The sequence below is a fragment of the Streptomyces sp. Ac-502 genome (assembly GCF_045222935.1).
Taxonomy (GTDB): Bacteria; Actinomycetota; Actinomycetes; order Streptomycetales; family Streptomycetaceae; genus Streptomyces; species Streptomyces monomycini.
In genome coordinates this window covers 1,029,165-1,049,539 of sequence record NZ_JBHFFO010000001.1, presented here as the reverse complement: position 1 = coordinate 1,049,539, position 20,375 = coordinate 1,029,165, and the positions used below count along the sequence as shown (strand labels likewise).

The window sequence follows — 20,375 nt, the reverse complement described above, 5'->3', positions numbered from 1 at the left end:
CGTGCGCCCTCAGCCGGTGAACAGCCGCCCGCACACGAGGAAGGCCAACAGCAGCACCGAGCACAGCACCTCCACGGCGCCGACCACCGCCACCGGCACCCGGCGCGTGGGTAGCGCCATCGCCCGTACGAAGTACAGGACGAAGGGCACCGCCAGCCACGGGTCCAGCGAGACGGCGGCCACCACCGCGAGTCCGTGATAAACGGCCGACGCCACCCGGAAGGTCCCGCTCCCGCGCTCGCGGATCATCGTCTTCACGTACAGCACGGTTCCGGTGAAATACAGCAGACAGGCCGCGGCGGCCCGCCAGGCACCGGAATCGACGGTGCCGCTGCCCAGCCGGTACGAGACGAGCAGCATTCCGCAGGCGGGCACCACGGCCGTGATTCCGTTGACCGTGGCGCGTTCCTTGTTGCGGTACGCGTAGCCGATGTTCACGGCGAAGAACGGCGCCGCACACAAGGCCGCGATCAGCAGCCGGGGACGCGCCACCGCGAGCGGTACGGCGCATACGGCGAATGCCGCGCCGAATCCGGTGAGCGGAGCGAGATGACGGCGCGGCGCCCGCGGATTGCGGGAGACGCGGCGCAGCCGGACGTATTGCTGGGCGTGGAATGCCGCGCAATAGGCCAGCAGCCACGCGGGCAGCAGGACGGCGTGCCACCCGTCGAATCCGCCCAGCAGCGCCCCCGCCAGAAGGGGCACGACCAGCATGGCCCAGGCGCCGTGCTGGTTCGGTATCCAGCGGCGGAGGGCGCGCCGCCCGGGCGAAGTGCTCATCCCACGAATATAGGTGCTGCGCAAGCCGGTTCGGGCGGCCGAAGGTCCGGGACCTAGGTCCCGCGTGGCGGGTGCCTTTCTTTCCGTGCGCTCCCTCCGGTCCCTTTCCGTACGCCCCCTCCCCGACATCCCCCGCCTTTCCCCCCGGCGCCCTGCCCGACTTCTCCGGCTTCCCCCTGACTTTCGGCCCGGCTCTCCCACCCGGCTTTCCCGCCCGGCCCGGGCCGGTAATTGCGGCCGGTCGCGCGTGCGTCCGCCGGTGACCCGTAGTGATCACCTGTATGGCGCACCCGCGAAGACAGGGGAAAAGGGGCGGAATGGGCCACACTGGCGGCCGTTGTCGTCCGTTCGGGCGGCGGGGTGAGGAGGTTCTGTCGTGGCTGTCTCGATCTCGGTCGTCGTGCTGCTCGTCGTGCTGACCGTCGTCTTCCTTCGCAGCGGACGACTGAAATTCACGCATGCCCTCGTCTGTATGCTGCTCGGTTTCTATCTGGCGGGCAGCAATCTGGCGCCCGACATCCAGAACGGGCTGTCCGGCGCGGCGGACGTGGTGAGCAGCGTCCGCCCCTGAGCGCGCCGGCGTGCGGCCCGCAGTCGCCGGCTCTCACCCCCGCGCGAACACGCCGACGGCGTTCGGGACCGGCCGTTCCGCGCCCGCCGACGGGTGGTTGCGCACGATCGAACCGGGGCTGCCCGGCTCGCGCGTGACGAGCGTGGAGGAGCCGCCGCCGTCCAGGTTGACCGCGTCCCGGGCGCCCAGCCGGTCCATCAGGCCGGCCAGTTCGCGTACCGTCGCCCCCGCCCGTCCCGGCGCGCCGTCCAGGGCCAGCAGCAACAGCCGGTGCCCGCCCGCGCCGACGCCGGCGGCGGTCCGTACGGCCGGGGTGACGGTGTCCAGACCGGCCAGCGGCTCGTCGTCGCGGACGATCGGGAAGCCGCCGACGGCGAAGCGCAGCGGTGCGGGCCGTCGCCCGGTCAGGGCGTGGCCGACCCGGACCCGGTCGCCGACGTGCAGTTCGCGCAGCTGCCGGGCGCCCTCCTCCCGGCCGACCAGCGTCGTCGTCCCACGGGGGATGCCGCCCCGGCCGGGCACCTGCGCGGCTTGCGTCACCCGGCCCTGCCGGACCGTGACCTCGTACGTCTCCGTACTGCACGGCGCGGCCCGGTCGGTGTCCGTGCCGCAGGTCGCCCGGACGCGCGAGGTGGTGCCCCACCGGGACGTGAACGCGCCGATGCCGTTCACCGGCAGCGCGTACTGGTTCAGGCCCTTCAGGGGGAGCGCGCCCGCCGACGTCAGGACGGCGCCGCGCAGGGACAGCCGGTCCAGTCGCGCGCGGCGGTCGAATCCCACCCCGATGACGTCCTTGTTGTTCGTCCCCGGGGGCAGGGCGGGGCCGAAGCGCTGGCCGTCGGGCACCGCCGCTTTCAGATGCCGCCCGGAGGCGATGGCCGGGCCCACGGGGGCGCCGGTCGCCTCCACACCGGGGTGCTGGGTCTCGCTGATGTTGAAGAAGTCCGCGTTGACGGCGGCCACCGCGGCCTTCGCGTCGGCCAGCCGGGAGACCGGGGCCCGCGCGCCGACCGCGCCGGGGTACAGCAGGTCCACCGCGACACGCCGGTCGGTCAGATCCACCGTCAGAAGGTGGCCGTGCGCGATGCCGCGCCCCACGGGGATGTCGAAGGCGCGGTACGTCACTCCCGGCGCGACGCGGACCGCGCGCCCCGGCTGTGAGGTGCTGTCCTGAGCGGTGGCCCCGGAGGCCACTCCGCTCCCGGCCAGAACGCCCCAGGCCGTGAGCGCCGTCAGCACCGCCCGAGCACGAACGAATCGATTCTTCACGCTCCCCCCAGACGTCGCGGTAACGGTCTCACGGGTACGAGCAGCCCACTATGGCCCGGAGGTGTCGGAAAACCGTACAACCGCCGTACGGCCGTCGTGTCGCTTTCGTCCCCCGGGCACCGGAACCGCTCCGCCGCGCCAGGGGCGTGGCCACGGCCCTGGACCGGCGGAGCGGAAAGCTGAGGGGGACGGAAGGGGACGGAAACGCGTGCGGGGGCCGCGCCGGTGCGGTGCCGGCGGGGGAAGGCGGTCCTGCCGCGCGGAACGCGCGGACGGTGCGGCCGGGTCAGGCCTGCGCGCCCGCCGGGGGAGTGGTCGGGCAGATCACGCGGGTGGCGGGGGTGAAGTAGGTGCCGTCCTTGGCGGGCTGGCCACCGGCGAACTCGGTGTAGACGTACGAGTAGAAGGCGACGTCCGGGTAGCCGCAGGAGGAGTCGGCGCCGATGGTGTAGGTCATGGTGACCGTACGGGTGGCGCCGGGGGCGATCGGCACGGCGTACGAGGCGCCCTGACCGGCGGTGCAGGTCACGCCGGGGTCGGCGGTACAGGTCTTCCAGGTGTACTTCAGGCCGCTCGCGGAAGAGGTCTCCCACGTGGGCTGGAACGACTGCCACACGAACCGCACGTCGGCGGTGCCGGTGTTGGTGAACGTCATGGTCACGGTGACGTCCGAGCCCGGGGTGGCCTGCGCCTTGTCCACGGTGAAGGCGAGCGCCGGGGTGTCGGCGGCGGACGCCGGGGAGGCGCCGGCCAGGCCGAGGACGGAGACGACGAGGGCGAGGAGGGCGGCGAAACCGGCCCTGCTGAAGCTGCTCATTGTTCTGCGCATGACCAGGGAGCGTAAGGCGTGATCCGCTCTTCGGGGCGGTTCCGGGAGAACCCGTTCTTTCGACCGAAAAGGACGGGCCACCCCGCAAATGACCTCCTCGCGGCCGGAATCGCGCGAAGCGGCCGGATTGGGATACCGGGCGGCGCCCGGTTCCGTACGGTCGTCGCGGGGGCGGCGAGCGCTCCGGCGAGGCCCGTCGGGCGGCGCACGGAGAGGGGCCGGCGGGCCCGGCCGGGCGGAGACGCAGCGGTAGGAAGGACGCGTGCGGCGGCGCGCGACGGCCCGTCGGCTGCGCCGGCCTCCCGGGGCCCACGGACCACAGCGGCGGCGAGCGGCTGCCGCATGCCGATTCCGGCCAGGCCGTGTCCGCGTACCGGTACGCGCCCGACGCCGCCCGGCCTGGCGTGAAGCAGCCGCCCGGGGAGGGCGGAAGACGCGGCTCAGCGCCCCACAGGCCCCCCAGTCACTGCCGGCACACGGTCAACGGCCCGCCGTACGGCATGGTTCCCGGCCCGGCCCACGCGCCGCGGAGCCCGCCTCGGGGAACATCGGTACGGGATCTTGAGACCACGAGCAGCCCATGACAGGCTCACGCCGCATGATCGATGAGTTCGCGAAGGACAACCTGCACGGGAGACTGCGGCGGGACCGCGAGGCACTGCTCTGGAAACTCGACGGCTTGTCCGAGTACGACGCCCGCCGGCCTTTGACAGTGACCGGGACCAACCTCCTGGGCCTGGTCAAACACGTGGCCACCGTCGAGGCCAGGTACTTCGGCGAGGTCTTCGGCCGCCCTTCCCCGGAACCGCTGCCCCGGTGGCAGGACTCCGACGGCAGCGATCTGTGGGCGGCCGAGGACGAGACCCGCGATCAGATCACCGGGTTCTACCGGCGCACGTGGGAACACTCGGACGCGACGGTCAACGCGCTTCCCTCGACGCCCCCGGCTGCGTGCCGTGGTGGCCGGAGCCGCATGCCCGCACGAACCTGTTCGCCGTCATGGTTCATGTCCTCGGCGAGTCCATCCGGCATGCCGGGCACGCCGATGTCCTGCGCGAGGGCCTCGACGGCCGCACCGGGTTGCGCGCCGAACACGAGAAGCGGATCGACGAGGAAGCCCGTGCGGCCTACTGCGCGAAGATCGAGCGGGCCGCCGCCAGGACGGCCGCCCCCACCAAGGCCTAGTCGGACGTACCGGGCAGCCTGACATCAGCTCCCCTGCCGGCGCTTGCGATGTCCGGGCACCCCGGCCACCTGATGTGCCCGCGACACCCGATGCGGGCGGCCGGCCCACGCCTACGTCCTCCTCGTCCAGTTCGGGCGCGTCCGGGGCGCGCGGCGGGCGCAGGGCCCCGGTGGCCGGCCGGAGGGGAACGCACTCCGCCCGCCGCTCCGGCGCCCTGCGGGCGGGAGCGGCGGGCGGTGTCCGGCCGGAGCTGCGGTCCGGCCGGACGGAGGCGTGGCCCGGCGCCGGGCGGGGCGGAGGCGCGGCTCGGCGCCGGGCGTGTTGGAGGTGCGGCTCGGCGCCGGGCGTGTTGGAGGTGCGGCCTGGCGCCGGCCGGAGGCGCGGCCTAGTGACCGATCTCCACGTCCTCCAGCACGCCCAGCGCGTCCGGCACCAGTACGGCCGCCGAATAGTAGGCGCTGACCAGGTAGTTGATGACCGCCTGTTCGTTGATGCCCATGAAACGGACCGACAGGCCCGGCTGGTACTCGTCGGGGATGCCCGTCTGGTGCAGCCCCACCACGCCCTGGTTCTCCTCGCCGACCCGCATGGCGATGACCGAGCTGGTCTGGTCGGGGTTGACCGGGATCTTGTTGCACGGCAGCAGCGGGATACCGCGCCAGGCCCGGACGGCCGTGCCGCCGATCTCCGCGCCGGTCGGGTAGATGCCGCGGGCGTTCCACTCCCGGCCGATCGCCGCGATGGTGCGCGGATGGGCGAGGAGGTACTGGGTCTTGCGGCGCCGCGAGATCAGCTCGTCGAGGTCGTCGGGGGTGGGCGGGCCGCTGTGGGTGTGGATGCGCTGGGTGAGGTCGGCGTTGTGCAGCAGGCCGAACTCGCGGTTGTTGACCATCTCGTGCTCCTGGCGCTCGCGCAGCGCCTCGATGGTCAGCCGCAGCTGCTGGTCCAGCTGGTTCATGGGGTCGTTGTAGAGGTCGGCGACCCGGGTGTGGATCTTCAGCACGGTCTGCGCGACGCTCAGTTCGTACTCCCGCGGCGCCAGCTCGTAGTCGACGAAGGTGCCCGGCAGCGCGGGCTCGCCCACATGGCCGGAGGTGACGTCGATGGCCGCCTCGCCGTGCTTGTTCTGCGGCGGCACCTGGGCCGTGCGGAAGCGCTCCAGGTGTTCGCGCAGCGCGGGGAGCGGTCCGCGAGCTGTTCGTACTCGGCACGGGGCAGCGTCAGTACGGTCACCCGCGTCACGGCCCGTACGGAGTGCTCCCAGGTTGCGTCCGGCGACAGCAGCGCCGCCTCGCCCAGGTGGTCGCCGTCCGCGAGCACGCCCAGGACCGTTTCGTCACCGTACTTTCCGGCGCCGATCCGGTTGAGCTTGCCGTGCGCGATCAGGACGACCCGGTCGGCCGGCGTGCCCCGCTCGACCAGGACGTCACCGGGCGCGTACTCCTCCTGGACGAACCGGCCGGCCAGCGCCTCCAGCGCCGACGGGTCGTCGAAGTCGCGCAGCGGCGGCAGTTCCCGCAGCTCCGCGGGGATGACCCGGACCTCGGAACCGGTGCTGGTGAACTCGATCCGGCCGTCCCCGAGGGTGTGGGTCAGGCGCCGGTTGACGCGGTACGTACCGCCGGAGACCTGGGTCCAGGGCAGCACGCGCAGCAGCCAGCGGGAGGAGATCCCCTGCATCTGCGGCACGGTCTTGGTCGTGGTGGCCAGATTGCGTGCCGCGGCTGTCGCCAGGCTCGTGCGCGCCTGGTCGGTGCCCGGGACGGCGCCGGGGCCGGACGTCGGGTCCGCCGGTGTGGTCATGGGGGGATTCACCTGTTCCTGTCGGTCGTTCCGCGTCGTGCGTCATTTCTCGGCAAACGGTTCTTCAATGGTTTGCCATGGCTGGAATGCGGTGGCTCATCGGCCGGTCTGCACGTCTTCCAGAATTCCCAGTGCGTCCGGTACGAGAATCGCGGCGGAGTAGTAGGCGCTCACCAGGTAGTTGGCGATCGCCTGGTCGCTGACGCCCATGAAGCGGACCGAGAGGCCCGGCTCGTATTCGTCGGGAATTCCCGTCTGGTGCAGGCCGACGACCCCCTGCTTCTCCTCGCCGGTGCGCATCACCAGAAAGGAGCTGGTGCCGTCGGCGGAGACCGGGATCTTGTTGCAGGGGAAGATGGGCACGCCGCGCCAGGAGGGCAGCGAGTGCCCCATGAAGTCGACCGCCGTCGGGTACAGGCCGCGGGCGCTGCACTGCCGGCCGAAGGCGGAGATGGCCTTGGGGTGGGCGAGCAGGAAGGCCGGGTCCTTCCAGACCGTCGCGAGCAGTTCGTCCAGGTCGTCGGGGGTGGGCGGGCCGCTGCGGGTACGGACGCGCTGGGTGAGGTCGGCGTTGTGCAGCAGGCCGAACTCGCGGTTGTTGACCATCTCGTGCTCCTGGCGCTCGCGCAGCGCCTGGATGGTCAGCCGCAGCTGTTCCTCGACCTGGTTCATCGGGTCGCTGTACAGGTCGCCGACGCGTGTGTGGGCCCGCAGCACGGTTTGTGCGACGCTCAGTTCGTACTCGCGCGGCGTGAGTTCGTAGTCGGCGAAGGTGCCGGGCACGCGTGGTTCGCCGTGGTGGCCGGAGGCGACCTCGATGGCCGACTCGCCACTGGCGTTGCGCGGCGGCGCGGCGTCCGTCCCGGCTGCCGCGAGGTGTTCGCGCAGTTGCGGGGAGCGGTCCGTGATCTCCTGCGCGGCCTGCCGGGGCAGTGCCATGACGGTGACCCGGGTGACCGCGCGGTAGGTGTACTGCCAGGAAGCGGCGGTGTCGGTGAGCAGCTCGTCGCCGAGGTGGTCACCCCCGGCCAGGGCTCCCAGAACCGTTTCGTCGCCGTACTTGCCGGCGCCGATCCGGTCGACCCGGCCGTGCGCGACGAGCACCAGGCGGTCGGCCGGCGTGCCCGCCGCGGCGATCACGTCCCCGGGCGCGTACTCGTGCTGGACGAAGCGCTCGCCGAGCGCGCCGAGCACCTCGCTGTCGGTGAAGTCGCGCAGCGCGGGCAGCTCGCGCAGTTCGTCGGGGATGACCGATACTTCGGTGCCGGAGACGGCGAAGTCGACGCGCCCGTCCCCGACGGTGTAGGTCAGCCGCCGGTTGACGCGGTACGTGCCGCCCGAGACCTGCACCCAGGGCAGCAGCCGCAGCAGCCAGCGCGAGGTGACGCCCTGCATCTGCGGGACGGTCTTGGTGGTCGTGGCCAGATTGCGTGCCGCGCCCGTCGTCAGACTGGAATTCTGCGTCTCGCCCCCGGGGCCGGGAATGGTCTCGTCGGTAACCGTCACGTCTTCGCCACCAATCTAGGGAAGTTGACAATCGGACGGCGGCCGGAGCCACGGCCGTTCCGTGCGACGAGGCCCGTGCCGCTCGCCGCACTGAACATAGACGTGTTGTTTTAATGTGGGCAATCACTCAAAAGAGTGGCATGAAAATTAATTGAGATGGACAGGTTTAGTGGAATCCGTCGTTGGAAAGTGTGCCGTGGTGATTCCGCTGGAGCAGCAGCGGACGGCACGGTGACGACGGAAGGCCGACGAGCTGACGGAGCGGAACATTCACCGGACCGGACCGGAAAGAAACCGGCGCGCGGCGGCCGCGCGGGCAGCGGGTCTCCGAGTCTCGTCAGTGGGTACGTACGTACGGATACGGGTGCGGGGCGTCCGAGCGGGCCTCGGACACCGTCTCAGCCGGCGACGTCCGGCCGGCCGGCCCCGAGCGGCCCGTACATCTCGGCGAACGCCATGTCGGCGCACCGGCCCAGACTCGTCAGCAGCCCGGCGGCGTTCTCCTGGGGTGCCGGAGAGGCCGCCGGGCCGGCGTACTCCTCCAGCACCAGGTAGGCCCCGGGCTCGGGGAGGGGGAACCAGCGATAGGTCGGGCCGCACGGCTCCGGACCGGCCGCCTCGTGCAGAGCGGTGGCACTCCGCTCGGTGCCGTCCTGCCGACGGTCGCGGACATCGAACCGGGCACGAACAAAGATGCTCATGCCCGGCACCCCATCACAAGATCCGCGCTCGCGGTACGGCGCCGTCCGAATCCGCTGCCCGGATGCGGACTTCCGCCGACCGCTTGCCCCACGGGAATATGCCCCGGTCAGGCCCCCAGCAGCGGCCCGCCCGCCGCCAGCGTCTCCGCCAGCCGCTCCCGCGCCGCCGTGTCGCACGGCACCGCCGGATACTCGGCGCCGCGTGCCGTCCCCCACCGACGCGCCACCGCCGCCGGGTCCTCGCCCAGCAGCAGCCCCGCCGCCTGCGCCGCCGCGCCCAGGGCGACCAGCTCGCGGGCCTCCGGCACCACCACCGGCCGCCCCGAGAGGCGGCGCACGGTGTCCCGCCACGCGTTCCCGCGGGCTCCGCCGCCGATGAGAAGCAGCGGCGCGTCGGCCGGTACGTCCTCGTCCACGATCCGGTCCAGCGCCTGGAGCAGCGCGAACACCGCACCGTCGTACGCCGCTTGGAGCAGCTGACCGCGTGTCGTGTCGTGCCGCAGGCCGTGCAGCAGCCCGGACGCCCGCGGCAGGTCGGGCGTGCGCTCACCGTCGAGGAAGGGCAGCATCACCGCCGACCCGCCGGGCTCGACGTGCTCCCGGTCCAGCCCGAGCAGGGCCGCGACCCGGTCCACGGCCAGCGTGCAGTTCAGGGTGCAGGCCAGCGGCAGCCAGTCGCCGCGCGCGTCGGCGAACCCGGCGACCGTGCCCGTCGGATCGCCGTCCGGGCGCCGGGTGGACACCGCGTAGACCGTGCCCGACGTCCCGAGGCTCAGTACGGGCTGCCCGGGGCGCAGCCCGAGTCCCAGCGCCGCCGCCATGTTGTCGCCGGTGCCCGTGGCGACCAGCGCGCCGTGGGACAGGGGAGTTCGCCGTCCTGTACGGTGCCCGCCGCCTCACCCGGCAGAGCGACCCGCGGCAGTGCCTTCGGGTCCAGGCCGATGTGCCCGAGGATCTCCGCGTCGTACGCCTCGTCGGCCGGCGACCACCAGCCGGTACCGGAGGCGTCGCCGCGGTCGGTGACCGCCGCGCCGCCGATGCGTTCGGTGAGGTAGTCGTGCGGCAGCCGCACCGCGGCCGTCGCGTCGGCCGCCGCGGGTTCGTTCTCGCGCAGCCAGGCCCACTTCGTCACGGTGAACGCCGGCAGCGGCACGCTCCCCACCCGCCGCGCCCACGCCCCCGGCCCGCCGTAGTCCGCGAGCAGGCGCCGGTGCTGAGGCGCCGACCGTACGTCGTTCCACAGCAAGGCTGGCCGCACCGGCCGCCCCGACGCGTCGAGGGTGACCAGACCGTGCTGCTGGCCGGCGACGGACACGGCCGCCGCCTGCCGCGCGGCGTCACCACACTGGTCCAGCGCCGCGCCGAGCGCGCGCCACCACTGTTCGGGGTCGCTCTCCTTGCCCGCGCCGCCGAGGTCCGAACCGTCGGCGGCCGTGCCGCCGGTGACCACGTGCGGAGCCTGGCCGCGGGCCACGACCCGGCCGGTCGCGGCGTCCACCACGAGCGCCTTGGCCGACTGGGTGGAGCTGTCCACGCCGACGACGAGCGGTCCCGCTGCCTGTGTGCTCAACGCGCTCTCCTCTTCGCACCGCGGGGAACGCCCCGCCGGACACCGGATACCTCGCCCGTCCCGGGGCTTCCCCGGCGTGCTGCCGCATATTAGTTTGGCCCCGCCTTATTGTGTAAAGCGCCATGACGAATGGGCCGAGGAGTCGCGATGAGCTGTCAGCCCGTGCCCGAGGACAAGTTCAGTTTCGGCCTGTGGACGGTCGGCTGGCAGGGCCGCGACCCCTTCGGGGACGCCACCCGCCGCCCGCTCGACCCCGTCGAGTCCGTCCACCGGCTGGCGGAACTGGGCGCGTACGGCATCACCTTCCACGACGACGACCTGATCCCCTTCGGCTCCGGCGACATCGCGCGCGAGGCGGCGGTCAAACGTTTCCGCCAGGCACTGGACGCCACCGGCCTGACCGTGCCGATGGCCACGACCAACCTCTTCACCCATCCCGTCTTCAAGGACGGCGCGTTCACCGCCAACGACCGCGACGTCCGGCGCTACGCCCTGCGCAAGACCCTGCGCAACATCGACCTCGCGGCCGAGCTGGGCGCCCGTACGTACGTGGCGTGGGGCGGGCGTGAGGGCGCGGAGTCCGGCGCGGCCAAGGACGTTCGCGCGGCGCTGGACCGGATGCGGGAGGCATTCGACCTGCTCGGCCAGTACGTCGTCGAGCAGGGCTACGACCTGCGGTTCGCCATCGAGCCCAAGCCCAACGAGCCGCGGGGCGACATCCTGCTGCCCACCGTCGGCCACGCGCTCGCCTTCATCGGGCAGCTGGAGCGGCCCGAGCTGTACGGCGTCAACCCGGAGGTCGGGCACGAGCAGATGGCCGGGCTCAACGTCCCGCACGGCATCGCCCAGGCCCTGTGGGCCGGCAAGCTCTTCCACATCGACCTGAACGGGCAGTCCGGCGCCAAGTACGACCAGGACCTGCGCTTCGGCGCCGGGGACCTGCGCGCCGCCTTCTGGCTGGTGGACCTGCTGGAGACGGCGGGCTACGAGGGCCCCAGGCACTTCGACTTCAAGCCGGCGCGCACCGAGGATCTGGACGGGGTGTGGGCCTCGGCGGCCGGCTGCATGCGCACCTACCTGCTTCTCAAGGAGCGCGCCGCGGCCTTCCGCGCCGACCCGGCCGTCCAGGAAGCCCTGCGCGCCTCCCGGGTGGACGAGCTGGCCCGGCCCACAGCCGAGGACGGACTCGCCGGTCTCCTCGCGGACCGTACGGCGTACGAGTCCTTCGACGTGGAGGCGGCCGCCACCCGCGGCATGGCGTTCGAACAACTCGACCAGCTGGCCATGGACCACCTGCTGCGGGCCCGCTGACCCGCCCCCAGGGGGACGGCTCGCACGAGAGCCCGGTCAGCTGAACAGCTTGCGCAGGAAGCGGATCTCCTCCGTCCGCTGATGCCCGCCGCCGCCCTCGTGCCCGTTGAACCGCCACAGCCGCAACTCCTTGGGGCCCGCGTAGTGGTGGTACGCGGCGAAGCCGGTGGAGGCGGGCGTGATCGGGTCGCGCAGCGCGGTCCCGAAGAGCGCGGGGGCACTCGCGCGGGCCGCGAAGTTCAGGCCGTCGAAGTGGTCGAGGGTGTGGAGGGCGGCGTCGACCTCGGTCCGGGCCCCCGCGAAGTAGCGGGAGAGTTCGCCGTACGGGCCTTCGTCGGTGATCTCGACGGCGCGCCGCACATGCGTCAGGAACGGTACGTCGATCAGCGCGCCCGCGAGCCCGGGCACCAGCCCGGCGACGGCCAGCGCGATGGCACCGCCCTGGCTGCCGCCCGCCACTACGACACGCCCGGCGTCCACCGCCGCGTGGCCGCGCGCTGCCGCCACGGCCCGTACGCCGTCGGTGTAGACCCGGCGGTAGTAGTAGTCGTCCGGGTCGAGCAGCCCTTGCGTCATCTTGCCGGGCACACCCGGGTGAGGGGAGCCTACGGGGTCTGGGGTGGAGCCGGGCCGGTTGGGGCCGCTCTGTCCCCGGGTGTCCATGACCAGTGTCGCGTAGCCCGACACCGGCCACATCAGCCAGTCCTGCGGATGCAGCCGGCCGCCTCCGTACCCGAGGTACTGCACGACGCAGGGCAGCGGGCCGCTGATCTCCCGGGGCAGCAGGAACCAGCCCCGGATGCGGTGTCCGTCGTAGCCCGAGAACTCCGCGTCGTACGTATGCAGCAGTGACAGGCCCGCGTCGGTCTCCTCGAAGCGCGCGTCGAGGTCGTACGCACCGGCCTCGTCCAGCGTGCGCCGCCAGAACGCGTCGAATCCGTCGGGTTCGGGCAGCGGCGGACGGTAGCTGCGCAGCTGGTCCAGGGGCAGGTCGACGAACAAGCGGTGCCTCCAGGTCGGGAGTGGACGGCGGGCCCGCGGCAGTCTCCGGCGCTCGCCGGGTACCGGGCGCGCAACCTACCAGCCGCCGCCCGCCGCCCGCTCGGTCACGGCGCGGGCCGCTCCTCCTCCGGCCCTGGTGCACCGGCCTCCGACACCTCGCTGAGCCCGGCGGCCGCCGGATCGAGCACCCGGGCCAGGAACGTCCGCGTCCGCTCGTGCTGCGGATCGGCCACCACCCGTTCCGGTGGCCCCTCCTCGACGATCACCCCGCCGTCCATGAACACCACCCGGTCGGCGACCTCCCGCGCGAAACTCATCTCATGGGTGACGACGAGCATCGTCATACCGTCCTGGGCGAGGGACCGCATCACCGCCAGCACATCACCCACCAGCTCCGGATCGAGCGCCGAGGTCGGCTCGTCGAAGAGCATCAGCTCCGGCTCCATGGACAGCGCGCGGGCGATGGCCACCCGCTGCTGCTGGCCGCCCGACAACTGCGCCGGATACGCGGTCTCCTTGTCGCTCAGACCGACCCGCGCGAGATTGGCGCGCGCGACCCGCTGCGCCGCGGCCCGGTCGCGACGCAGCACCCGTCGCTGGGCGATGGTCAGATTCTCCCGGACGGTCAGGTGCGGGAAGAGGTTGAAGGACTGGAAGACCATCCCGATCCGGCGCCGGACCCGGTCGATGTCCACATCCGGGTCGGTGACCTCGGTGCCCGCCACGGTGACCCGGCCCGCGGTCGGCTCCTCCAGCAGATTCACACACCGCAGCAGCGTCGACTTGCCCGACCCCGAAGGACCGATGACGCACACCACCTCGCCCCGCTCCACGGAGAAGTCGATGCCCTTGAGCACCTCCAGCGCGCCGAAGGACTTGTGCAGTCCCTCGACCTCGATCGCCCGTCCTGCCGTCGCCGGCTCGCCGTCGGTGCGCACCGCCGTCACCTCGCCTTCGCCGTACGGGCCTCCAGCCGCCGGACCAGCTGGCCCAGGGGGAGGGTGATGACGAGATAGAGCAGGCCGGCCACGAGGATCGGCGTCAGGCTCTTGTGCTCGTTGAGGGCGTCCCGCCCGAAGTTCGCCAGCTCGAACTGACCGAGCGACAGACCGAGCAGATAGACCAGCGAGGAGTCCTTGGTGAGCAGGATCAGCTCGTTGGTCAGCGGCGGCAGGACGATCCGGAACGCCTGCGGTATGACGATCGAACGCATCGCGCGGCCCGACGACATCCCCAGCGAACGCGCCGCCTCGGCCTGCCCCTTGGGCACGGCCTGGATGCCGGCCCGGATGGTCTCCGCCATGTACGCGGCGCCGACCAGGCCCAGCGAGAGCATCACCGTGATGTTCATGTCCAGCGCGACCTCGAAGGCCAGCGGCACGCCGAAGCCGAGCGCGATGAACACCAGCAGCGCCGGCACCCCGCGGAAGAACTCGATGTAGGTGACGGCGAGCCAGCGGTACGGCGGCACCCGCGACAGCCGCATCAGCGCCAGCACCAGCCCGAGCCCCAGACCGAACCCGAAGCCGAGCAGGGTGTACAGGACGGTGTTGACCAGCGCGGTGGTGATGATGTCGGGAAACAGCGCCTTGGCGACTTCCACGTCGAAGAACGCGTGGCGCAGCGTCCCCCAGTCGGCGACCAGGGCGAGGACGAGCACGGCGGCGGCCAGCACGGCGTACTGACCGCCGCGCAGGAGGCGGGCCCTCCGGCGTCGGGACAGGGGCATCGGTGTCGGCTCCTCTTGCTGGCCGCGGGATCAGCGCTGCTTGGGCGTGGTGCCGAACCACTTCTTGTAGATCCGGTCGTAACTGCCGTCGGACCGGGCCTGCTTCAGCACCTCGTTGATCTTCTTGCGCAGCGCGTCGTTGCCGGTGCGCACGCCGATCCCGTAGTGCTCACCGGTGTCGAACTCCGCCGTCACCGCCGTGTCCGGGTTCTGCTTGACGTAGTCGAACAGCACCCCGTTGTCGTTGATGCCCGCGTCCACCTGCCCGGACTTCACGGCGGTCAGCAGCAGCCCCAGGTCCTCGAACTCGACCAGCTCGACGCCCGCGCCGTGCTTCTTGGCGTACTCGGCGCCGGTGGTGGCCTTCTGGTAGCCGAGTTTCTTCCCCTTGAGGTCCTCGACCTTCTTGTAGGCGCCGCCCTTCTTGGTGATGAGCGCCTGGGTGGCGTCGAAGTACGGGTCGGAGAAGTCCATGACCTGGTCGCGCTTGGCGTTGATGGTCATGCCCGCCGCGGCCAGGTCGCACTTGCGGATGTTGAAGTCCTGGCCGGTTTCGATGCCTTCGAAGGGCGTGTTGACGATCTCCTGCGGCACCTTCAGCGCCTTGGCGACCAGATCGACCAGGTCCACGTCGAACCCGACGATCTTGCCCTCCTTCTTCACCTGGAAGGGCGCGTACGGCAGGTGGGTGCAGGTCTTGAGCGTGCCGGGGGAGACGAGCTGGACGCCAGAGGCCGACTTCTCGCCGGCCGCCCCGCCCGACTTGGTGCTGGTGCAGCCCGTGGCGAGGAGGGCGGCGGCCGCGACGAGGGCGGCCGTGGCGGACATCGAGGAGCGAACGGACACTGGTCCTCCGGATCAGGATGCGGCCCCACACTCACCGGTCGGAGGTGAGTTGGCTGCATCCTGCCACCGGCCAGGGCCGATGTCGCCGTCGTCAGTGTTGCGACCGGGTAACGACCGGTGCCGGTCCGTGCCGCCCATGGCGCTGCGTACGGCGGGGCTCCCGAGCCCGTGTTCGCGTCCCGGCCCGCGTGCGGACGTCGGCTTTCAGCCGGTCAGCCGGTCAGCCGGTCAGCTGCCGCGCCAGCGCCGCCACCGCGTCCGGCCCCACCCGGCAGCAGCCGCCGACGAGCCGGGCTCCCGCGGCGGTCCAGGCCGCGACCCGGTCCGCGCTGAAGGCGGGCGTACCGCACCAGGCGCGGGCCTGGGCGTCCCAGCTCTCGCCGCTGTTCGGGTAGACGACCACCGGTTTGCCGGCCGCGCGGGCCGCCACCGCCACGGCCCGGTCGGCGTCCTCGGGGGTGCAGCAGTTCACGCCCACCGCCACCACCTCGGGGACGTCGGCGGCCAGTGCGAAGGCGTCCGCCAGCGGCTGCCCGGCCCGCGTGCGGTCCCCGGCCGCGCTGAACGACAGCCAGGCCGGCACACCGAGGTCGCGCACCGCCCGCAGCAGGGCCAGCGCCTCGTCCGCGTCCGGCACGGTCTCCAGCGCCAGTACGTCGGGACCGGCCGCGGCCAGCACCTCCAGCCGCGGACGGTGGAACCGTTCGAGTTCGGCCACCGACAGCCCGTAGGCCCCCGGTATTCGGAGCCGTCCGCCAGCATCGCGCCGTACGGACCCGCCGACGCGGCGACGTACAGCGGCCCCGCCGCGCCGGCCGCCGTCGCCTGCCGCGCCGCCTCGCGCGCCAGCTCCACACTGCGCCGCAGCAGCCCGGCGGTCTCCGTCGCACCGATGCCCCGCGCGGCGAACCCCTCGAAGGTCGCCTGATAGCTGGACGTGATGGCCACCTGGGCGCCCGCCTCGTAGTACGCGCGGTGCGCCGCGACCACGGCGTTCGGGTCCTCGGCGAGCAGCCGCGCCGACCACAGCGCGTCGCCGAGGTCGTGTCCGGCGGACTCCAGCTGGTTGGACAGCCCGCCGTCCAGGACGAGCGGGCCCGCGGCGAGGGCGGCGGCGAACGAGGGCGCGGCAGTGGTGCTCATGCCGTCCAGCTTCTCACCCGGTGCCGACAGGACGTCTGCCCCGCACCCGGTCCGGGTGCCCGCCGCACACCCGGCCACGCCCGGATGCCCGCCGCGCATCCGGACACCCCGGTCACTGCGCCTCGACGGCCTGGATGTCCATCTCCACGCGGATCGTCGCGCCGATGGCCGCGATGCCCCGGGCGAGCATCTTGCGCCAGTCGAGCGTGAAGTCCTCCCGGTGCAGCTCGGTCACCGCTGTGCACGCCGTACGCGTCTCGCCGCCCATGCCGGTGCCGAGGCCCAGGTACCGGGTGTCCAGCTGCACCGACCGGCTGACGCCGTGCAGGTGCAGCACCCCCTGCACGGCCCAGCGGGCCCCGCCCTTGTGCACGAACCGCTCCCCGGCGAACTGCAGATACGGGTAGCGCGCCACGTCCAGGAACTCCGCCGAACGCAGGTGGTCGTCGCGCATCTTCACCCCCGAGTCGATGCTCGCCGCGTCGATCGTCACCTCCACCCGCGAGTCCCGCATGTCCGGCGCGATCCACAGGCCGCCCTCGAAGTGGTTGAACCGGCCGTGGATCTCGGCCAGTCCGATGTGCCGGGCGGTGAAGCGGATGGACGAGTGGTCGGGGTCCAGCCGCCACTGCCCCGGCGTGGGCATCTGCGGTGCCGGGGCCGGCTCCAGCCCCAGGGGCCGCGGCGCGGTCCGCACTCCCTCGGTCACCAGGCTGTCGAACCGCTCCGGACGGAAGCCGTCGCAGGTGACCACCACGTGGTATGCGGCGGGTGCCAGCGTCGCGGTGAACATGCCGTTGGGGTCCGTCTGGCCGCGCGTGACCTCGGTGCCCTCGGTGTTGCGCACCGACACCCCGGCCCGTGCCATCGGCAGCCCGACGGGGTCCTGGACGCTGAGGTCCAGCGCACCGGCACCGCGCGGGATCGGGGCCGGTGCGGGGGCACTGCGGGCGGAGCGGTCACGAAGACGGGTGAGGATGGCGAGCGCCATGGCAGGACGGGGCCTCTCGGTCAGTTGTGTCGAAAAAGGTGCATCTCCATCCTGTCATTGGTTTAGACCGCTGAGTACGACAGCTGTCAATACCCGATGAAACGTGAAATTCATCGCACCGGGGAGAAGGTGATGGCGAACCGGGCGGGAGCCACCGTCAGCTCGTGCTGCGGCAGCACCCCGGGCCCGCAGGAAGCGCTGCCGATGCCGTGCTGGGCATGGTCGAGGTGGATCCAGATCCAGTCGCCCGGGGTGAGGTCGGTGGTGTGCCGGGCGGCGTCCAGCTGCTCGCTCGTCCAGCGGCGCGCGCTGAACCAGAAGGACGGCTCGCCCTCGGCACGCAACGCCGAGCCGTCGATGCGGGACAGCTCCACCCAGCGCACGTCCGCCCGCGCCCCGTTCTCCTGCGGACGCACGTACGGCGTCTGCAACGAGTCCACCGGCATCCGCCACAGTCCGGTCCGCGACGCCGCCCTCGTGTCCGGATACGCCTCGCCCGGACCGCCCCCGTACCACCGCGCCGTCGAGAGGTTGCCACACACACCCAGCCGCACACCGAGCCTGGGCAGCGGGCAGGGCCAGTCGCCGTACGGCCGGACCGACACCTCCAGCCGCAGCCGCTCGCTGTCGGCGGTCCAGCGGTACTCCGTGTCGAGCGCGAGGTCCGTACCGGCCGGCGCGACCCGGGTGCGTACTACTACCGCGTGCCGGTCGCACTCCACGGACGCGACACGGTGCCGCATCCGGTGCAGACCGATACGGCGCCACTCTGCCGCGCGGTGCGGGCCCGGCTGCCAGGGCGCACCCTCGTCGTTGTCGGTCGGCGCCCGCCACACGTCCAGCTGGGGCCCCTTCAGGTGGCAGCCGTCGAGATACCGGAGCACACCGGTGGTGGCGTCGAAGGCGCCCGGGCCGAGGAGGATGAGGTTGCCCTCGCCGCGCCGGGGCGACGCGCTCGGGGCGGTCGGACGGGGCGTGGGGCGCGGCGGGGTGGCGGGCAGCTGTCCCCAGGCGACCTCGTGACCGGCCATGGCCCAGGCCGTGTCCCCGGCCAGGGACGCCCGCACCGTCCACAGCGCCTCGCGGCCGCGCCGCCCGCCGGGCTCCGGGGGAGCTTCACCTCGGCGTGAGCGCCGGGGGCGAGCGGCGGCACGGCCAGCGGCCCTTCGGCGAGCACCTCGCCCTCGGCCTCGTAGGACCAGTGGAACGCCAGGTGGGCCAGGTCGCTGAAGTCGTGCAGATTGGTGATCCGGACGGTGCCGGGCGCGGCGCCCTCCCGGCCGCCGTCCTCGCCCGCGGCGTCGATCCGTACCGGCTCGACGACCTTCTTGAACTCCACCAGCCCCGGCGACGGCGCCCGGTCGGGGAAGACCAGGCCGTCGCAGACGAAGTTGCCGTCGTGCAGCTCCTCGCCGAAGTCGCCCCCGTACGCGTGGAACACCTCGCCGTGCGGGGTGCGCTGCCGCAGCCCGTGGTCGATCCACTCCCACACGAAGCCGCCCTGGCAGCGTTCGTACGTCTCGAAGAGCCGCTGGTACTCGCGCAGCCCGCCGGGCCCGTTGCCCATCGCGTGCGCGTACTCGCAGAGGATGAACGGCAGGGCACGGCGCCGGGCGTCCGCGGCCGGGTCGGCGAGCGGCTCCTCCTCCCGCCGGCCGATCCGTTCGACCTCGGCGTGCTCCGCGTACATCCGGGAGTAGACGTCGGTGTCGGCGCACGACGGGTCGCCCTCGTAGTGCAGCGGCCGGGCGGGGTCGCGGTCGCGGGCCCAGGCGGCCATGGCGGACAGGCCGCGGCCGGTGCCGCACTCGTTGCCCAGCGACCACATGATCACGCTGGGGTGGTTCTTGTCGCGCTCGACCATCCGTCGCATACGGTCCACCAGGGCCGGGGTCCACGCCTCGTCGTCCACCGGGTTGTCCCGCCAGTCCTGCTGCCCGAAGCCGTGCGTCTCCAGGTCGCACTCCTCGACGACCCACAGGCCCAGCTCGTCGCACAGGTCGAGGAAGGCGGGATGCGGCGGGTAGTGACTGGTGCGGACGGCGTTGACGTTGTGCTGCTTCATCAGCAGCAGATCGCGGCGCATCGCGTCGGGGCCCAGCGTGCGGCCGTGCCGCGGGTCGAACTCGTGCCGGTTGACGCCGCGGAACAGGACACGGCGCCCGTTGACCTTCAGCAGACCGTCTTCGACGCACACGGTGCGGAAGCCGACGCGCAGGGGCACGCGCTCGCCGGATGTGCGCAGCTCGGCGTCGTACAGCTGCGGGGCCTCGGCCGTCCACGGTATGACGGGCACGGTCGCGCTCTCCCCGGTCGCCAGGTCCAGGCCGAGCGCGGGAACGGTGACCCGGCCCGCCGGCGCGCAGTCCACCCGGAGGGTGCCGTGGCCGGTGCGGTGGTCGTAGGAGGCGTGCACGAAGTGGTCCAGGACGGCGCCCGCGGGCCGGTGGTGCAGCGTGACGTCCCGGAAGACGCCGGGCAGCCACCACTGGTCCTGGTCCTCCAGATAGCTGCCCGAGGACCACTGGTGGACGCGGACCGCGAGCACGTTGCGGCGCGCCCGCAGCAGATGGCCCACCTCGAACTCGTGCGGCAGCCTGCTGCCCTTGAAGTGCCCCAGCTCCTTTCCGTTGAGCCACACCCGTGCACAGGACTCCACACCTTCGAAACGCAGCAGCGCGGGCCCGGGTTCCCACGTGTCCGGAAGGTCGAAGGTGTGCCGGTGGTCGCCCGTCGGGTTCTCGTCGGGCAGCCGCGGCGGATCGACGGGGAACGGGTAGCGGGTGTTGGTGTAGGCGGGCGCGCCGTGGCCCGCGAGCACCCAGTGGCCCGGCACCCGCAGCCCCGGCCAGTCCGTGTCGTCGAAGTCAGGCCGGGCGAAGGAGACGTCCGCGGAGCGGGCGGTCGGGAGGAGGCGGAACCGCCACATCCCGTGCAGCGACATCCGCCGCGCGTCCGAGCGGGCGAACCAGGCACGCGGCGGGCGGCAGCCCCGGCCGGGGGAGACGTCCTCGTAGTACGGGAGGTGCTGCGGGGCGCGGGGGACGGGTGGGGCGGTTTCGGAGTGCCCGGCGGGGGCCGGGCGGTTTTCGGCGGCGATGTGTCTTTCGGGTGCGGTGTGTGCTCCGGGAGTGCGTC

Annotated in this window: 12 protein-coding genes and 5 pseudogenes; 3 read left to right on the top strand and 14 right to left on the bottom strand. The window is 72.5% G+C overall.

Going from position 1 to position 20,375, the window contains the following annotated elements; genetic code table 11:
• Window positions 1-9 precede the first annotated feature (9 nt).
• Window positions 10-780: a YwiC-like family protein gene (locus ACEXOX_RS04525; protein ID WP_406519192.1), complete on the bottom strand. Its 771-nt coding sequence runs from the start codon at window positions 778-780 to the stop codon at window positions 10-12.
• 376 nt (window positions 781-1,156) lie between these two features.
• On the opposite strand from ACEXOX_RS04525, the gene ACEXOX_RS04520 reads away from it, so the two are divergent.
• Window positions 1,157-1,351 carry a hypothetical protein gene (locus ACEXOX_RS04520; protein WP_030023303.1) on the top strand — a complete coding sequence of 65 codons (195 nt, stop codon included), beginning with the start codon at window positions 1,157-1,159 and terminating at the stop codon, window positions 1,349-1,351.
• 33 nt (window positions 1,352-1,384) lie between these two features.
• Here ACEXOX_RS04520 and ACEXOX_RS04515 read toward each other — a convergent pair whose 3' ends face one another.
• Together ACEXOX_RS04515 and ACEXOX_RS04510 are read right to left on the bottom strand one after the other, a co-directional pair.
• Window positions 1,385-2,587, bottom strand: coding sequence for a phosphodiester glycosidase family protein (locus ACEXOX_RS04515; protein ID WP_406526225.1), 1,203 nt, complete (start codon window positions 2,585-2,587; stop codon window positions 1,385-1,387).
• Between the two features lie 319 nt (window positions 2,588-2,906).
• Window positions 2,907-3,449 (bottom strand): hypothetical protein, encoded by a 543-nt coding sequence (locus ACEXOX_RS04510; protein WP_406519191.1) that lies wholly within the window; start codon window positions 3,447-3,449, stop codon window positions 2,907-2,909.
• 580 nt (window positions 3,450-4,029) lie between these two features.
• Here ACEXOX_RS04510 and ACEXOX_RS04505 point away from each other — a divergent pair.
• A pseudogene (locus tag ACEXOX_RS04505) lies at window positions 4,030-4,634 on the top strand (DinB family protein).
• Between the two features lie 386 nt (window positions 4,635-5,020).
• Here the strand turns inward: ACEXOX_RS04505 and ACEXOX_RS04500 are convergent.
• The 4 genes and pseudogenes from ACEXOX_RS04500 to xylB form a co-directional block, all read right to left on the bottom strand.
• A pseudogene (locus tag ACEXOX_RS04500) lies at window positions 5,021-6,438 on the bottom strand (family 2B encapsulin nanocompartment shell protein).
• Window positions 6,439-6,534: 96 nt separating this feature from the next.
• Window positions 6,535-7,944, bottom strand: coding sequence for a family 2B encapsulin nanocompartment shell protein (locus ACEXOX_RS04495; protein ID WP_406519190.1), 1,410 nt, complete (start codon window positions 7,942-7,944; stop codon window positions 6,535-6,537).
• A gap of 398 nt (window positions 7,945-8,342) precedes the next feature.
• Complete coding sequence (locus tag ACEXOX_RS04490) at window positions 8,343-8,645, bottom strand: hypothetical protein (RefSeq protein WP_406519189.1); 303 nt, start codon at window positions 8,643-8,645, stop codon at window positions 8,343-8,345.
• A 107-nt stretch (window positions 8,646-8,752) separates the two neighbouring features.
• Window positions 8,753-10,215, bottom strand: a pseudogene (gene xylB, locus ACEXOX_RS04485) (xylulokinase).
• A 147-nt stretch (window positions 10,216-10,362) separates the two neighbouring features.
• Between xylB and xylA the strand changes: the two are divergent.
• Entirely contained in the window at window positions 10,363-11,526 is a 1,164-nt protein-coding gene (gene xylA / locus ACEXOX_RS04480; protein WP_406519188.1) for a xylose isomerase, read from the top strand.
• A 36-nt stretch (window positions 11,527-11,562) separates the two neighbouring features.
• Here xylA and ACEXOX_RS04475 read toward each other — a convergent pair whose 3' ends face one another.
• The 7 genes and pseudogenes from ACEXOX_RS04475 to ACEXOX_RS04445 form a co-directional block, all read right to left on the bottom strand.
• A complete protein-coding gene (locus ACEXOX_RS04475) occupies window positions 11,563-12,528 on the bottom strand; it encodes an acetylxylan esterase (protein WP_406519187.1) in 966 nt (321 codons plus the stop codon).
• Window positions 12,529-12,632: 104 nt separating this feature from the next.
• Complete coding sequence (locus ACEXOX_RS04470; RefSeq protein WP_406519186.1) at window positions 12,633-13,475, bottom strand: amino acid ABC transporter ATP-binding protein; 843 nt, start codon at window positions 13,473-13,475, stop codon at window positions 12,633-12,635.
• The gene (locus ACEXOX_RS04465) at window positions 13,472-14,257 is read right to left on the bottom strand and encodes an amino acid ABC transporter permease (protein WP_406519185.1); all 786 of its coding nucleotides are present in this window, start codon (window positions 14,255-14,257) and stop codon (window positions 13,472-13,474) included. The genes ACEXOX_RS04470 and ACEXOX_RS04465 overlap by 4 nt, the downstream gene beginning before the upstream one ends.
• 30 nt (window positions 14,258-14,287) lie before the next feature.
• Window positions 14,288-15,085, bottom strand: a complete 798-nt coding sequence (locus ACEXOX_RS04460) for an ABC transporter substrate-binding protein (RefSeq protein WP_406526224.1) — start codon at window positions 15,083-15,085, stop codon at window positions 14,288-14,290.
• A gap of 238 nt (window positions 15,086-15,323) precedes the next feature.
• Window positions 15,324-16,246 (bottom strand): annotated as a pseudogene (gene mmuM / locus ACEXOX_RS04455) (homocysteine S-methyltransferase).
• A 112-nt stretch (window positions 16,247-16,358) separates the two neighbouring features.
• Window positions 16,359-17,237 (bottom strand): YceI family protein, encoded by an 879-nt coding sequence (locus ACEXOX_RS04450; protein ID WP_406519184.1) that lies wholly within the window; start codon window positions 17,235-17,237, stop codon window positions 16,359-16,361.
• A 110-nt stretch (window positions 17,238-17,347) separates the two neighbouring features.
• Window positions 17,348-20,337: pseudogene (locus ACEXOX_RS04445) on the bottom strand (glycoside hydrolase family 2 TIM barrel-domain containing protein).
• Window positions 20,338-20,375 lie beyond the last annotated feature (38 nt).